The sequence below is a fragment of the Marinobacter sp. CP1 genome, from assembly GCF_001266795.1.
Taxonomy (GTDB): Bacteria; Pseudomonadota; Gammaproteobacteria; order Pseudomonadales; family Oleiphilaceae; genus Marinobacter; species Marinobacter flavimaris.
In genome coordinates this window covers 3086340-3102555 of record NZ_CP011929.1, presented here as the reverse complement: position 1 = coordinate 3102555, position 16216 = coordinate 3086340, and the positions used below count along the sequence as shown (strand labels likewise).

At 59.3% G+C, this 16216-nt stretch carries 14 protein-coding genes; 1 reads left to right on the top strand and 13 read right to left on the bottom strand.

What is annotated here, in order from left to right:
- Positions 1-116: 116 nt before the first annotated feature.
- On the bottom strand, positions 117-1070 hold the full coding sequence (locus ACP86_RS14285; protein ID WP_008176493.1) for a M23 family metallopeptidase: 954 nt from the start codon (positions 1068-1070) through the stop codon (positions 117-119).
- A gap of 215 nt (positions 1071-1285) precedes the next feature.
- On the opposite strand from ACP86_RS14285, the gene ACP86_RS14280 reads away from it, so the two are divergent.
- Positions 1286-1732, top strand: coding sequence for a DciA family protein (locus ACP86_RS14280; protein WP_053114562.1), 447 nt, complete (start codon positions 1286-1288; stop codon positions 1730-1732).
- A gap of 11 nt (positions 1733-1743) precedes the next feature.
- Here ACP86_RS14280 and lpxC read toward each other — a convergent pair whose 3' ends face one another.
- The 12 genes from lpxC to ACP86_RS14220 all read right to left on the bottom strand — a co-directional run bounded on the left by lpxC (position 1744) and on the right by ACP86_RS14220 (position 16214).
- Positions 1744-2658, bottom strand: a complete 915-nt coding sequence (gene lpxC, locus ACP86_RS14275; RefSeq protein WP_008176497.1) for a UDP-3-O-acyl-N-acetylglucosamine deacetylase — start codon at positions 2656-2658, stop codon at positions 1744-1746.
- 212 nt (positions 2659-2870) lie between these two features.
- Positions 2871-4028 (bottom strand): cell division protein FtsZ, encoded by a 1158-nt coding sequence (ftsZ, locus tag ACP86_RS14270; RefSeq protein ID WP_008176500.1) that lies wholly within the window; start codon positions 4026-4028, stop codon positions 2871-2873.
- A gap of 98 nt (positions 4029-4126) precedes the next feature.
- Complete coding sequence (ftsA, locus tag ACP86_RS14265; protein WP_008176504.1) at positions 4127-5362, bottom strand: cell division protein FtsA; 1236 nt, start codon at positions 5360-5362, stop codon at positions 4127-4129.
- A gap of 36 nt (positions 5363-5398) precedes the next feature.
- A complete protein-coding gene (locus tag ACP86_RS14260; protein WP_053114561.1) occupies positions 5399-6238 on the bottom strand; it encodes a cell division protein FtsQ/DivIB in 840 nt (279 codons plus the stop codon).
- A complete protein-coding gene (locus ACP86_RS14255) occupies positions 6231-7202 on the bottom strand; it encodes a D-alanine--D-alanine ligase (protein ID WP_053114560.1) in 972 nt (323 codons plus the stop codon). Before ACP86_RS14255 ends, ACP86_RS14260 begins: the two co-directional genes overlap by 8 nt.
- Before the next feature lies 1 nt (position 7203).
- Positions 7204-8649, bottom strand: a complete 1446-nt coding sequence (gene murC / locus ACP86_RS14250; protein ID WP_053114559.1) for a UDP-N-acetylmuramate--L-alanine ligase — start codon at positions 8647-8649, stop codon at positions 7204-7206.
- Entirely contained in the window at positions 8642-9727 is a 1086-nt protein-coding gene (gene murG, locus ACP86_RS14245) for an undecaprenyldiphospho-muramoylpentapeptide beta-N-acetylglucosaminyltransferase (protein ID WP_053114558.1), read from the bottom strand. The genes murC and murG overlap by 8 nt, the downstream gene beginning before the upstream one ends.
- A complete protein-coding gene (ftsW, locus tag ACP86_RS14240; RefSeq protein WP_053114557.1) occupies positions 9720-10919 on the bottom strand; it encodes a putative lipid II flippase FtsW in 1200 nt (399 codons plus the stop codon). The genes murG and ftsW overlap by 8 nt, the downstream gene beginning before the upstream one ends.
- Positions 10919-12259: a UDP-N-acetylmuramoyl-L-alanine--D-glutamate ligase gene (gene murD, locus ACP86_RS14235; RefSeq protein WP_053114556.1), complete on the bottom strand. Its 1341-nt coding sequence runs from the start codon at positions 12257-12259 to the stop codon at positions 10919-10921. The genes ftsW and murD overlap by 1 nt, the downstream gene beginning before the upstream one ends.
- 15 nt (positions 12260-12274) lie before the next feature.
- Positions 12275-13360, bottom strand: a complete 1086-nt coding sequence (mraY, locus tag ACP86_RS14230) for a phospho-N-acetylmuramoyl-pentapeptide-transferase (protein WP_008176520.1) — start codon at positions 13358-13360, stop codon at positions 12275-12277.
- Complete coding sequence (locus ACP86_RS14225) at positions 13345-14733, bottom strand: UDP-N-acetylmuramoyl-tripeptide--D-alanyl-D-alanine ligase (protein WP_053114554.1); 1389 nt, start codon at positions 14731-14733, stop codon at positions 13345-13347. The genes mraY and ACP86_RS14225 overlap by 16 nt, the downstream gene beginning before the upstream one ends.
- Complete coding sequence (locus ACP86_RS14220) at positions 14730-16214, bottom strand: UDP-N-acetylmuramoyl-L-alanyl-D-glutamate--2,6-diaminopimelate ligase (protein ID WP_053114553.1); 1485 nt, start codon at positions 16212-16214, stop codon at positions 14730-14732. Before ACP86_RS14220 ends, ACP86_RS14225 begins: the two co-directional genes overlap by 4 nt.
- Positions 16215-16216: the final 2 nt, after the last annotated feature.

Sequence of the window (16216 nt, the reverse complement as noted above, 5' to 3'; positions counted from 1 at the left end):
GTAGGCCTCACACAGGCGCAATAAGTCGCTGATGAGGCACCGGATTCACGGATAAAAACTGGCCGGAGGCCGACTGGCGGGAAAGTACTGACAACGGCTTGCGGGCCGGAACCGAATTAGCGGCTCGCCCGCTTGATGTAGGTTTCCGGGTTTTCAGACTTGCCATTCCGGATGACTTCAAAGTGCACGTGAGGCCCGGTGGAACGGCCTGTGCTGCCCATCAGCGCGACTACCTGGCCTTTCTGGACAACATCGCCCACCTTCACCTTGATAGTCTTGCAGTGGGCATAGCGGGTTATCAGACCATCACCATGGTCGACTTCCACAAGGTTACCGTAGCCATAGCGCTCTCCGGCATAGGTAACGACACCGCCGGCGACCGAAATAATGTCACTGCCATCCTTGCCGGCCAAATCAACACCGGCATGCCAGGTCCGCTTGCCGGTAAACGGATCGGACCGGTAACCGTACTTCGAAGACAGCCAGCCCCAGGTGATCGGACGGCCTTCCAGGTACAGCTCATCTTCGAGCCGCTTGCTGGAGGCCAGCTGGTCGAGCAACCGCAGTTGCTGCTCGCGGTCTTCGATTCGCCATTCCATTTCCTCAATCATCCGGGTCAGCTCAGGTGCGGAGAAGGAATCCCCGGACAAGGCATCTTCTGGCCCGCCGACTGCAGCCGGCTGATCGAAGTTGAATTCGTCACTGGCCACGAGGCCGGATTCCACAAACCGCTGGCCCAGCGCATCCAGTCGCAGGAGACGGCCCTGGATCTCGCCGAGGCGAAGAGTCAGCGCATCAACCTGTTGCTGAACGTTCTCCTCAATACTGGCCAGTTCTGCCTTCTGGTCTGCCAGCTTCTGTTTCCAATCGGCGACCAGCTCGGAGTTGGTGGGCTCTCTGGCCTCTACCTGCTGCACAGCCATTTGATACCCTGCCCAGCCGGCCGCGACCAGCAGGGAGAGCACGAGGAACAGCAAGCAGGCAGCAAGCGTGCTGTTGATCGACAGCACACGGGACTTTCCGTGGCGTTTGCCAACGAGAATAATGTTCATATCATCATCTGGTTTCATCGTTGAGCCGCAACCGCATCCTGTAGTGTTGCGCCCCGGAAAAATCCGAAGGGGGTCTGCCATCCTTTGGCAACAGCTACATACTGAAAAAATTGCAGCGCCCGGTAGACATACTCATTTATCACAATGTAAAACGAGTGTAATACAGGCACTACGCATAAACCGTGCCGAAGTGTAACCAATCGTAAACGCAGCCGTCGAGTAAAAACGCCGCCATGAAACGCAAAAGCGAGCAAAAAATGACCTTCGACAAGCTTGGCAGAACCCCGGTACTGAAGGATCTTGTGGCAAAGGCCGAGCTCCATCGACAGGCGGAAGGAGAAGTCCTGGCCGCCCTGCCGAGCGAGCTGTTCAACGGGACACGCTTTGTCAGCTGCAAGGACGGAGAGCTGGTCCTGACCACCGAAACCGCGGGTAAAGCGAGTCAGATCCGGTTCCGCCAGCACGAAATCATGGAAAAGCTGCGAGAGAACGAACTGTTCCGGTTCGTCTGGAAACTGAAGGTCAAGGTTGCCCCGCCCAGATTCCGGGAAAAGCTGGTTTTCAAAAAAGAGCCTTTGAGCAAAGAAAATGCCCGGCTCCTCAAAGAGGAAGCCGGGCACACGAAGGATAAAGCATTACGCGAGGTTCTCGAAAAACTCGCTAGCCACGCCCGGGATTAAAGCCTCCTGCTTTAACCCGCCGCCAGCACAGGCTTCATGTAGGAAATCGGGGCAGTGGCCTCATCATCGAAGGTAACCACTTCCCAGGCATCCTCTTCTGCCCTGAGCTTGCGCAACAGCTTGTTATTCAGATCGTGGCCGGATTTGATCCCCCGGAACTCACCAATCAGGCTGTTGCCCAACTGATAGAGATCGCCGATGGCATCAAGCAGCTTGTGCTTCACAAATTCGTCGTCATAGCGCAGACCGTCTTCGTTGAGGATCTTGTAGTCATCAACAACGATGGCGTTGTCCACACTGCCGCCGAGAGCAAGGTTCATGGCACGCAATTTTTCGATGTCACGCATGAACCCGAAAGTCCGAGCGCGACTCACTTCCTTGACAAAGGAGGTGCTGGAAAAATCGACGGTTGCTGTCTGGGCGCGGCCCTTGAACACGGGGTGATCAAAGTCGATACCGAAGCTCACCTTGAAGCCTTCGAAAGGCAGCAGGGTCGCCTTCTTGTCGCCTTCCTCAACCGTTACCTCACGCTTGATGCGGATGAAACGCTTGGCTGCATCCTGCTCGGCAATGCCGGCGGACTGCAGAAGGAACACAAAAGGACCGGCAGAGCCGTCCATGATGGGCACTTCCGCGGCACTTAGTTCGACGAAACAGTTATCAATCCCGAGACCAGCCATGGCCGAGAGCAAATGCTCCACAGTCGCCACACGGACACCGTTTTTTACCAGCGTCGTGGACAGCATGGTCTCACCTACATTCTCCGCGCAGGCACGAATCTCAACCATCGGGTCAAGATCGGTACGGCGGAAGATGATACCGGAGTCCACCGGGGCAGGCTTGAGGGTCAGGTAGACCTTCTCACCCGAGTGCAAGCCAACACCGGTGGCACGGATGGTGTTTTTAAGTGTCCGTTGTCTGATCATCGGTACATAATTCCGTCACAAAAAGGCGATATTCTAGGCAAAAATCTGCCCGGAGAATATCAGAAAATAAGACTGAATACCATTTAACCAATCCGTTGTTGCTGAATGTTCATCCAGCATCCAACCCATGGCAATCAGTGCACGTATTTACCGGATACCGGGTTCCATGTTTCGCACAAGAACCACAACCGGATCACAATTGCATCAGATTATCAGTCAGCCTGGCGACGGAGGAATGCGGGAATATCGAGATAGTCGACACCCTGCTCCTCGCTATCCTTGCTCTGGTCGATAGCCACGTTTCCATGGGAAACGGCCCGGCGACGCAGAACAGCGGGACGATCCAGCTGGTTGTAATCGGTTTTTCCATCCAGAGTGCGGGTATTGTCCACCACCTTGGTCGGCTTCTCACGATCACCACCCAGGCCGGTCGCAACAACCGTTACCTTCAGTTCGTCGGTCATTTCCGGATCAATAACGGTACCGACAACAACGGTGGCAGAGTCAGAAGCAAACTCACGCACAATGTCGCCAACCTCGGAGAATTCGCCCAGGTTGAGATCCATGCCCGCGGTAATGTTGACCAGAATACCCTTGGCACCCTGCAGGTTGATGTCTTCGAGCAGCGGGCTGCGAACAGCCGCTTCGGCGGCTTCCCGCGCACGATTTTCACCCGTGGCACGGGCGGTGCCCATCATCGCCATACCCATTTCGGACATGACCGTCTTCACGTCGGCGAAGTCGACGTTGATCATACCGTTGCGGGTAATCAGATCAGCGATGCCCTGAACTGCGCCCAGAAGCACATCGTTAGCTGCGGCAAATGCGTCCAGCAGGCTGGTTTTCTTGCCCATGACCGCCAGCAGCTTTTCATTGGGAATGGTAATCAGGGAATCAACGCTTTCTTCCAGCTCTTTCAGACCGGATTCAGCAACGCTCATGCGCTTGCCGCCTTCGAACATGAAAGGCTTGGTGACCACGGCAACGGTCAGGATGCCCAGTTCGCGGGCTACTTCCGCTACGATCGGCGCGGCACCGGTACCGGTACCACCGCCCATGCCCGCGGTAATGAAGACCATATCCGCGCCCTTGATGGCTTCGGCGATACGATCGCGGTCTTCCAGGGCAGACTGGCGACCGACTTCCGGATTGGCGCCGGCACCCAGCCCCTTGGTGATGTTGCCACCGAGCTGGATGATCTGACGCGCGTCCATATCGGTCAGCGCCTGGGCGTCCGTGTTGGCGCAGATGAATTCCACACCTTCGATGTCGCTGTTAAGCATATGGCGAACGGCGTTGCCGCCACCACCGCCTACACCGACGACTTTAATGACAGCGTTTTGCTGGACATTATCGACGAGTTCAAACATTTCCCCTACTCCTTCGTGCTGTTTTCAGCCCTTGTTCCGGGCTGTTTGTTCGAGATTGTGTTTTCGAGATACCTTCGTGTACTAACTACCCGGTTCCGTCAGAAATGACCGGTAAACCAGGCTTTCATGCGCTCAAACAGCGAGGGTGCATCTTCACCCTTGAGCACCGGTGCCCGCCCCAGATCCATCTGGCGGAAACCATGAATCAACAAACCAACGCCAGTGGCGTAGATCGGATTGTTGACCACCTCCGTCATACCGGAGACTGCCTGCGGACAGGCCAGCCTTACCGGCATGTGGAAGATCTCTTCGGCCAGTTCCACCACACCTTCCATGGTGGAGGAACCGCCGGTTATCACGATGCCTGCCGGAATCAGATCCTCGAACCCGGACCGGCGCAATTCTGACTGAACCAGAGTGAACAGCTCCTCATAGCGCGGCTCCACCACCTCAGCCAGGGCCTGCCTGGACAGATCCCGCGGCGCGCGATCGCCAACACTGGGCACCTTGATGGTTTCATCCGCACCGGCCAGCTGGGTCAGCGCACAGGCATACTTGATCTTGATTTCTTCAGCATTCTGGGTCGGTGTGCGCAACGCCATCGCGATGTCGTTGGTCACCTGGTCGCCGGCAATCGGAATCACCGCCGTGTGGCGAATAGCGCCGCCGGTGAACACGGCAATGTCGGTAGTGCCACCACCGATATCCACCACGCAGACACCCAGCTCTTTCTCATCCTCGGTGAGAATGGCGTGGCTGGATGCCAGCTGCTCCAGGATGATGTCATCCACCTCAAGCCCGCAGCGCTTCACGCATTTCTCTATGTTCTGGGCAGCATTGACCGCGCAGGTCACCAGATGCACCTTTGCTTCCAGGCGCACACCGGACATGCCCATGGGTTCCTTGATGCCTTCCTGGCTGTCGATCACGAACTCCTGGGGCAGAATATGGAGAATCTTCTGGTCTGCAGGAATCGCAACCGCCTGGGCGGCGTCAATGACCCGGTCTATGTCGGCCTGGGTGACCTCACGGTCACGGATTGCAACAATGCCGTGGGAATTCAGGCTCTTGATGTGGCTGCCGGCAATACCCGCATACACCGAGTGAATGCGGCACCCCGCCATCAATTCCGCCTCTTCCACCGCGCGCTGAATTGCCTGGACCGTGGTTTCAATATTCACCACCACTCCACGCTTTAGGCCCCGGGAAGGATGGGAACCAATGCCCACCACTTCGATGGTGCCGTCCATCTTGCGCTTGCCGACAATCGCAACCACCTTCGAGGTTCCGATATCGAGGCCGACAATCATGTTTTCCGTTTCAACCGATGACATGTGTTCCACCAAACCGTAGGTCTGAATTAACCGTTGCTATGATTTTGGGCTGGAGGCTGTCTCGACAGCCTTCCACTTGACCGCCACACCGTTGGTGTAGCGGGCATCTACCCGACTGACTTCGTCCGACCTTGCTGCCAGTCGGTTTTCATAAACCGTGATAAACCGATCAAACCGTTGCGCCACCTGATCGCGGCCAAGCACCACCTCGATGCCGTTGGCCAGCTGCAGGGTCCACGCACCCCGGTGTTCCAGCGTCAGGCCTGAAAATCCAAGCCCCCGGGCGACCAGCTTGTCGCTCATGTCCCGCGCCATATCGATCACATCCCGCACCCTTTCATCCGGCCCTGCGAGTCGCGGCAACCGCCCCGCAACTTCGGGATTCGCCGGCGCGAACAGCTCACCGGTGCGGCTTACGAGACGTCCATCGGTCCAGTAAGCCAGGGGTTTCTTCTCCCTGATATCGATCACCAGGCGATCCGGCCATACCCGACGCACCGCCGCGGACTCAACCCAGGGCCGACGCTCCAGGCTGTCTTTGATTTCCGAAAGATCCGTGGCGAAATAGCTCTTGCCAATCCAGTCGCCAGCGGCGCGCTCAATGGCGACCCGGCTATCGCCCACAAGTTCTCCTTTCACATCGACGGCAAGGATCTGCTGATCCATGGCACCCAGCACCTTGCCAGTGCCCCAGGGCACCAGTGCAGCCAACAGCACAATCACCGCGCCCATGCCCACCTGGAGCCAGGGTACAGCTGCCAGCACACCCTTCAACACGCCAAACCGGTCCCGCTCGGGACCGAGGGACGTTGCCCCCCGGCGTCGCGGGGGCTCGGACGGAGTCGCCCGGCTCCGGATCAGCAGTGTTTCAAGCATGGGCGTCCTCCAGACTGTCTTTCAGTATCCGGACCACCAGCTCTTCGAAGCTGATGCCTGCGGCCTTCGCAGCCATGGGCACAAGACTGTGGTCCGTCATACCGGGCACGGTATTGACCTCCAGCAGCCAGAACTTGCCGTCGCTGTCCTGCATGATGTCGACCCGGCCCCAGGTCCGACAGCCAACAACCCGGAAGGCCTCCAGTGCCAGGTGCTGAAGACGGACTTCGTCTTCAGGCGCCAGACCACAGGGAATGCGATACCGGGTATCGTCTGCCAGGTACTTGGCCTCGTAATCGTAAAAAACGTGCTCGGTGCTTGCGCTCAGGCCAATGGCCGGAAGCGCCCGATCCTGCAACAGGCTGACGGTGAACTCCGGCCCTTCGATCCACTCCTCCACCAGCACCAGATTGTCCAGCGCGGCGGCGGCTTCGTAGGCGTCAGCCAGTTCGGCCACCGTGTGTACCTTGCGGATGCCGATGCTGGAGCCTTCCCGGGAAGGTTTCACACTCAAGGGCGCCCGCAGTTCACCAATGATCTGTTCGGCCTGATCTGCTCCGGACATGGTGCGGAACTTCGGCGTTGGCAGGCCACAGCCTTCGAACACATACTTGGTTCTCAGCTTGTCCATGGCCAGTGCCGAGGCCAGCACATCGCTGCCGGTGTAGGGAATACCGGCCTGCGAGAGGATGGCCTGCAAGGTACCGTCCTCGCCTCCACGACCATGCAGCGCGATGAACACCCGGTCAAAATCAGGGTTGTCGACGGTTCTCAGCAGGCAGCCGCGGACGTCCACTGCAAACGCATCCACGCCGGCTGACACCAGCGCCGCCAGTACCGCCTTGCCGCTTTTCAGGGACACTTCCCTTTCAGCGGAATCTCCACCCATGAACACGGCCACCCGACCGAGCGACCGAACGAGCTCCGGGTCGGCCTGATAAGCCTGTGGTTCCCCATGATGCATGTCACTCACCAGCTATCACTCCCGCGGCTGCCAGCCGCGCTGCCACGCCGCCAATATCGCCGGCGCCCTGGGTTATCAGCAGATCACCGTCCTGCAGCACATTGGCCAGCAGGGACTCGATTTCCAGATTGTCTTCAACAAATACCGGTTCCACCTGCCCGCGCTGGCGAATACTGCGACACAGGGCCCGACCATCGGCCCCCGGAATCGCCGGTTCGCCGGCGGAATACACGTCCATTAAAAGCAGGCCGTCCACTTCCGAAAGCACCCGGACAAAGTCTTCATAAAGGTCGCGGGTCCGCGTAAAGCGGTGCGGCTGGTAAAGCATGACCAGACGCCGGTCGGGCCAGGCATCATGTGCAGCCCGGATAACAGCCTCTACCTCCGTCGGGTGGTGACCGTAATCGTCCACCAGGGTGACCGTGCCCTTGGGGGTCTGGTAATCGCCGTAGACCTGGAACCGGCGACCGACACCGGCAAATCCGGCCAGCCCGCGGCAGATTGCATCATCGGCGACGCCTTCGTCTGTGGCCACGGCTATGGCCGCCAGCGCGTTCAGCACGTTATGACGGCCCGGCATTTTCAGCTCGACCGCGAGGTCGCTGCGCCCGGCCGGACGCTTCACCACAAAGTGGGTCCGCAAACCGTCGGAATTGATGCTTTCCGCCCGGTAATCCGCCTCCGGGTTGTCAATTCCGTAGGTGATGATGGCTCGGGATATCCGGGGGATGATCTCCTGAACGTAACCGTCATCGACGCACATCACCGCAACACCGTAAAACGGCAGGTTGTGCAGAAAGTCCACAAAGGTCTGCTTCAGCTTCTCGACATCGCCTCCATAGGTATCCATATGGTCCGCTTCGATGTTGGTCACCACTGAAATCACCGGCGTCAGATGCAGGAAGGACGCATCACTCTCGTCGGCCTCCGCCACCAGATAGCGGGAACCGCCCAACTGAGCGTTAGTGCCGGCGCTGTTCAGCTTGCCGCCAATCACGAAAGTCGGGTCCAGGCCCGCCTCACCCAGAATGGATGCAATCAGGCTGGTGGTTGTGGTCTTGCCATGGGTTCCAGCAACGGCGATGCCGTGGCGATAGCGCATGATTTCCGCCAGCATTTCTGCCCTGGGTACAATCGGCACCCGACGACTGCGGGCCGCCACGACTTCCGGGTTTTCCGCGGACACCGCTGAAGACACCACAACCACATCGGCACTGGCGCTGTTCTCTTCCCGGTGACCGATCTGCACTTCTACGCCCATACCCTTGAGACGATCGGTAACCGCCCCTTCTTTCAGATCCGATCCGGAAACGTCGTAGCCCTGATTCTTGAGAACCTCGGCGATGCCGCTCATCCCCGCACCACCAATCCCCACAAAGTGGATGTGACGGATCCGGCGCATTTCAGGCACCTGATAGACCAGGGGCGGATTATTTGCATCAGCCATTGGCGGCCTCCAGACAGTAATTCACGACTCTCTCCGTTGCATCAGGGCGGGCCAACGTTCGGGCGGCCTTCGCCATTTCGTTTACCCGGTCACGATTCCGGGCCAGATCACCCAGGGTTTCCGCAAGCACCGCCGGGGTCATTTTTGCCTGTGGAATCAGAATGGCTGCCTTCGCCGACACCATTTGTTGCCCGTTTTTCGTCTGGTGGTCATCCACGGCGTGGGGAAAAGGCACCAGCACAGCGCCGATACCCGCGGCGCACAATTCCGAAACCGTCAGTGCGCCTGCCCGGCACAGCACCAGATCGGCCCACTGATAGGCCTCGGCCATGTCCTTGATGAACGGCTCAACGGCCGCCTCCACGCCATGCTCCTCATAGGCCTGCTTCGCCGCCTCGGCATGCCGCTCACCACACTGGTGGCGGACCACGGGCCGGTCACCTTCCGGCAACATGGCCAGCGCCTCGGGGAGCTGTTCGTTGAAGACCTGGGCGCCGAGACTGCCGCCGATCACCAGCAACCTGAGAGCACCTTCACGGTCCGCCAGGCGCTTTTCCGGAACGGGCAAGGCCGCGAGGTCTTCCCGCACCGGATTGCCGGTACAGCGGGTAACCACTTTCGGCCCGAAGCTACCCGGAAACGCCTCCAGCACGGTTTCTGCAAACCTGACCAGGATGCGGTTGGTCATGCCGGCGATGGCGTTCTGTTCATGAATCACCAGCGGCGTACGGTTCAGCCAGGCGGCAACACCACCGGGCCCGGTAACAAATCCGCCCATGCCTACAACGCAATCCGGGCGAATCCGGCGCAGGATGGTGAAGGCTTCACCCAGCGCCCGCATCAGCCGGAACGGCGCCAGCAAGAGAGCGAGCTTACCCTTGCCCCGCAAACCGGAAATATGAATCAGTGACAGCGGGATATCGGTTTCGCCGATCAGCCTCTGTTCCATTCCGCCACTGGCTCCGAGCCAGTACACCTGGTGACCACGAGCCTCAAGCGCCCGAGCCGTTGCCAGGGCCGGGAACACGTGCCCGCCGGTACCGCCGGCCATCATCAGGAAGCGACGCTGTTCAGTCATACACCGCACCTCCCCGCGTTTTCGGACCGGTTTTCTCTCGGGCCAGCTTTTCCTGATCCAGGCGCTCCATTTCCACACGGGCAAGAACGCCAATGCAGATACAGGTAATCATCAGACTGGATCCACCGTAGCTCACCAGCGGCAGAGTCAGCCCCTTGGTTGGCAGAAGCCCGGTGCTAACCGCCATGTTGATGCCTGCCTGCAGGCCAATCAGCAGGGTAAGCCCATAGGCAAAACAGGCGCCGAACGGCATGTCCGCCTTCTCGGCCCGGCGGGCAATGACGAATCCGGTCACCACCAGCAGGGTGAACAGACTAAGTACCAGCAAGGATCCCAGGAGACCGAATTCCTCGGCGATAATGGCGAAGATAAAGTCGGTGTGGGCCTCCGGCAGGTAGAACAGCTTCTGGATGGAGTTACCCAGGCCGACACCACCCCAGTCTCCGCGACCGAAGGCAATCAGGGACTGGGTCAACTGGTAACCGCTGTCGAACTGGTCTTTCCAGGGATCGAGATAGCTGACAACCCGTTTCAGACGGTAAGGCTGGGTAACGATCAGAATGGCACCCAGAACCACCAGCGTGCCGATCAGGGGCACGAACCGGCTCAGCCGGACACCGCTCAGAAAAATCATCCCCGCCGCTGCCGTCACCAACACCACGGTGGCACCGAAGTCCGGCTGAATCACCAGCAGAACCGATGCCAAACCGAGGACGACCAACGGCTTCAGGAAACCAAGCCAGGTATTGAGCAGTTCATCCCGACGACGGACCACGTAGCCGGCCAGGTAGGCAATCAGGCAGAGTTTCGCCACTTCCGAGACCTGGACGTTGAACAGGCCGAACGGAATCCAGCGGGTGGAGCCGTTCACGGTACGGCCCAGGGGCGTCAACACCAGAACCAGGACCAACAGACCGATGCCCAGCAGCAGCCAGCCGCTGCGCTCCCACCAGGCCACTGGCACGTTCACCGCTACCAGGGCCAACAGGCAACCAAGACCGGCAAACATCAGCTGACGGATCACATAGTGGTAGCTGTTACCCATGGTTTCGGCAGCCATATCCATGGACGCCGAGGAAATCATGACCACGCCCATCACCAGCAATGCCACGGAGCTGATCACCAACATCGGCAGGGGTTGTATCTCGCCCAGCCACGGGTTCCGGTTCTGGAGTGGAAGATCTGCGTGCATCACAGGGCCTCCACCAGAGAACGGAACTGGTCACCGCGATCAAGATAGTCGCGGAACATGTCAAAGCTGGCGCATGCCGGCGAGAGCAACACCCGGTCTCCGGGCATGGCCAGTTCGGCAGAGCGGGAAACCGCCTCGGCAAGGCTACCTACCCGGTGTACTGGAATACCGCTGCCCAGCACATCGGCGATGGCCGGCGCATCACGCCCGATCAGCAGCACGGCCCGGCAATGCAGGGCGATGGGGGCTTCCAGGGCGGTAAAATCAGCCCCTTTGCCATCACCACCGGCAATCAGCACCACTTTGCCTTTGTCCGGAGCGAGGCTTTCAATAGCGGCTACCGTGGCGCCAACGTTGGTTCCCTTGGAATCGTTGATGAAGTCCACATCCTTCAGCCGGCGCACGAATTCACAGCGATGCGGCAGCCCCGGAAATTCCCGCGCGACCCTGAGCATCACATCCATGGGCAGCCCGGCGGCATGGCCCAGTGCCAGAGCAGCCATCACGTTGCTGATGTTGTGATGCCCCATCAGCTTCAACTCGCTGGCCAGCAAGAGGTTATCAAACCCGAAGGTAATCCAGGTGCCCTGGTCATCGTCTCGGGTGCTGAACGTCTCGGGATTCACCCGATGGAAGCCGAAACACAGGAACCTCAGGTTGTCCCTTGCCATGGGGGTGCTCAGGGCATCGTCCAGATTAACAATGGCGTTCTTGCAACCCCGGAATATCCGCTGCTTGGCCTGGAAATACGCCATCTTGTTGGGGTAACGGTCCATGTGGTCGTCACTGAGGTTGAGGACCGTTGCCGCAAGGGCGTTCAGCTCTTCCGTGGTCTCAAGCTGGAAACTCGAAAGCTCGAGCACATACAGGTCTGCGCCCTGGCCAAGAAGATCAAGGGCCGGGGTACCGATATTGCCGCCAACGGCGACTTTCCGGCCCGCCGCTTTGGCCATCTCACCCACAAGTGTGGTGACGGTGGTTTTGCCATTGGAGCCAGTGATCGCGACGATCGGCGCATCGGCAGCCTCGGCGAACAGATCAATGTCACCCCGGATTCTTGCTCCCTGGCGGGCGGCAGCTGCAATGGCTGGTTCGGCAATGCTGATTCCCGGGCTGACCACCAGTTCGTTGAAACCGGAAAACAGCTCTGCGTCAAAGGTCCCGAGGTGTACCGGAATATCCGGCCAACCGACCTTCAGCTGATCAAGACCCGGAGGAGCCTTGCGGCTATCGGCCACAGCAACGTCCCGCCCCTGTTCGGACAGATAGCGCACGCAGGAAAGCCCGGTTTTACCGAGCCCTACGACCAGTGTGCGACGATCCGAAACAATGACACTCATAGTTGCAGCGCTTTCCTATCTCAGTTTCAGACTGGCAATGCCAATCAGGACCAGAACGACCGTGATAACCCAGAACCGGACAATCACTCGTGGCTCCGGCCAGCCTTTCAGTTCAAAGTGGTGATGCAGCGGCGCCATGCGGAATATCCGCCGCCCGGTCAGACGGAAGGACGCTACCTGCAAGATCACTGACACGGTTTCCATCACGAACACACCGCCCATGATGAACAGCACAATTTCCTGGCGAACAATCACCGCGACCACACCCAGGGCGGCACCGAGGGCCAAGGCGCCCACATCCCCCATGAAGACCTGGGCCGGGTAGGTGTTGAACCAGAGGAAACCAAGCCCGGCGCCAACGAGTGCGCCGCAGAATACGATAAGCTCCCCGGTGCCCGGGAGATGCGGGATCAACAGGTAATTGGCGAACTGGGCGTGCCCGGACAGGTAAGCGAAGATACCAAGCGCTCCGGCGACCATCACCGTCGGCATGATTGCCAGGCCATCAAGGCCGTCCGTCAGGTTGACGGCATTGCTGCTGCCAACGATCACGAAATAGGTGAGCAGAATGAACAGCACCGGGCCAAGGGTGAGGGATACCTGCTTTACAAAGGGCACATACAGAGACGTCTCCTGGGGCAAGGCGGAACTGAAGAACAACACAACGGCCGCCGTAGCGCCGATAACCGACTGCCAAAAATACTTCCAGCGAGCCGGCAGGCCCCGCGGGTTACGTTCCACCACTTTGCGATAGTCATCAACCCAACCGATTGCGCCGAACAGGAGCGTCACCAGCAGGGTGACCCAGACGTAGCGGTTACCAAGATCCGCCCAGAGAAGCGTACTGATGCCAATGGCTACCAGGATCAGTGCGCCACCCATAGTCGGGGTGCCAGCTTTGCTGAGATGGGTTTGCGGACCGTCATCTCTCACCGCCTGACCAATCTGGTACTGGCTCAGCTTGCGGATCATCACGGGGCCGATGATCAGCGAAATCAGCAGCGCGGTGAGTGTGCCCAGAATTCCACGCAGGGTCAGGTACTGAAACACCGTCAGTGCGGAGAAATACTGTGATAGGACCTCTGTCAGCCAGAGCAGCATGAGTTATTCACCTTTTCTTTAATTCCCTCCACCACACGCTCCATGGCGGAACTGCGAGAACCCTTGACCAGCACTGTCAATGGTGTGTTTTTGTCCCCAATCGCCGATTCAACGGCCTGCTCATGGCTCAGTCCGAGTTCCGTGGACTCGCCAAACCCGTCGGCATAACCTTCACAACCCGGCCCCACGGTAATCAGTCGATCGATACCATGCTCCCGGGCGCACACTCCAACTTCCCTGTGCAACGCATTTGCCTTGGCGCCAAGCTCTGCCATGGCACCGAGTACAGCAATCTTCTGACCTGCACGGCCGGCCAGCACCCCGAGCGCAGCTTTCATGGACGACGGGTTGGCGTTGTAACTGTCGTCAATCAGCGTCATTTCCGGCGACAACTCCAAGACCTGAAGCCGCCCTTTCACCGGCGCAACACTTGCCAGCCCTGCAACAATCGCCTGATCACTGGCACCCAACTCACGGGTTGCCGCGATGGCAAGCAGCATGTTGGTGATGTTGTGATCGCCCTCCAGACCCAGCGTGACCCTGGATAGCCAGCCGTTCGGGCCGCTGACCTGAAAGGTTCTGGTTCCGGCGTCCTGGCCCTCAATGACTGCGTGATAATCCGCCTCGGCGCCGAGACGGCTGACACCTGCGACGCGGCGGGCCCCGGCTCGGGTGCGCCACTGCGCGAAGGCCGGATCGTCACCGTTGAGCACCATCAGACCGTCTGACGCGACGCCGTCAATGATTTCGCCCTTGGCCAGGACAATGTTCTCGTAGCTGCCAAACCCTTCCAGATGAGCCTCGCCAGCATTCGTGAGAATGGCAACGCGGGGCTTTGCCAGGGCGACGGTATGGGCAATTTCACCCAACCCACTGGCACCCAGTTCAATCACGCCGTACTGGTGTTCCGGAGAAAGGCCGAACAGCGTAAGCGGGACGCCGATGTGATTGTTCAGGTTGCCTTTCGTTGAAAGCGTCTTGCCCATCTGCGACAGAATGGCGGCGCACATTTCCTTGACGGTGGTCTTGCCGCTGCTGCCAGTGATCGCGAGGATGGCCGCTGTGCTTTCTTCACGGTTGGCGGCCGCTAGCCGGGCAAGGGCCTCCAGTGTGTCATTCACTACCAACTGAGGCAGAGCCAGGTTGGTATCAGGCGTATCGACCACCAGGCCAACTGCGCCTTTATCCATGGCCTGTTGCAGGAAACGATGGCCATCGAAATTTTCGCCGCGCAGGGCCACAAACAGCTGGCCAGGCTCGAGGGTGCGGGTATCAGTGGAAACTCCGGCGAAGCTCACCGACGCAAGGTCGCCCGAAGCGCACTGGGCGCCCAGCCAACCCTTGGCTTCCGCCAGCGAAAAGGCGCGCATCATGCCACACCCCCATTGAGTTTCAAGACGTGGCGAACCTGCTCCGCATCACTGAACGGGTATTTCTGGCCGGCGATTTCCTGATAAGCCTCGTGGCCTTTCCCTGCGATCAGAACTACGTCGTTTGGCGTGGCCGAGCGGATCGTCGACTGAATGGCCTCGGCCCGGTCATGGATAACAGATACCCGGGCAGCGTCCGTGAAACCGGCGAGGATGTGTCGCGCAATTGTTTCGGGGTCCTCACTGCGGGGATTGTCATCAGTAACGACCACCCGATCTGCAAGCCTCTCGGCTTCCCGGGCCATTTCCGGACGTTTACCGGCATCACGGTCACCGCCGCAACCAAACACGCACACCAGTTCACCGGTAACGTGCGGACGCAGTGCTGTCAGAGCATTGGCGAGGGCATCCGGGGTGTGGGCGTAATCGACCACCACCCTGACACCATTAGCACCCACAAACCGCTCCAGCCTGCCCGGTGGCGGTGTGAGCCGACCCACAGCCTGCTGCACGCGCTCGATCGGCACGCCAAGCGTCAGAACCGTTGCCATAGCCGCCAACACATTGCTCGCGTTGAAACTTCCCATCAGCGGAACCGAGACAACAAACCGGCCCCACTCGCCATCGACCTCAGCTTCAAAGCCTTCGTCGGTTGGTCGGAATTCCCGTAACCAGAGCTCGGTCTGGGCCTCGTGCAGGCTGTAGCGCACGCGATCACATTTGCCGTCCAGCTGTTCGAAGAGCTGTCGACCAAATGGATCGTCAAAGTTGATTACCGAAAAATGCAGCTCTTCACGCTGGAAAAGCTGCGCCTTGGCGGCACCATAGGCTTCCATGGAACCGTGATAATCCAGATGATCCCGGGTCAGATTCGTGAATACAGCGCCGGTCATCGAGAGGTTATCCACGCGGCCCTGATCAAGGGCATGGGAGGACACCTCCATCACGGCTGCCCGACCTTCCTGTTTCACGATCCGGGACAGCACCCGGTTTACCTGAACCGCATCCGGTGTCGTATGCGTCGCGGGTTGCAGGGCGCCAGGCATGCCATAGCCCAGAGTGCCGAGGATACCGCAGGGCGTTCCCGTTTCCTTGAGCAGCTGTGCGACATACTGGCAGACCGACGTCTTGCCATTGGTTCCGGTCACGCCAATCAGGCGAAGCCGTTGCGACGGATGCTCGAAAAAGCGGTCTGCGATTCGCCCCACCAGACTGCGCAGGCCAGGGACAGGTACGATCAAGGCACCGTGGTGTTCGGTGCACTCTCCCGCCTGCTGCGCTTCCAGGAGGATGACCGTTGCGCCCGCTGCAATGGCCTTATCGACATAGAAGTCAGCCGGCGTTCGGGCGCCCGAGAGGGCGATAAAGGCATCGCCGGAGGCGACTTCCCGACTGTCGGTTTTCAGTCCGTGGATGGTCACGTCGAACACCGACGGAACCGCTACGATACCCTGCAATAACGTGCTGAGAGATGTGATGCACATAG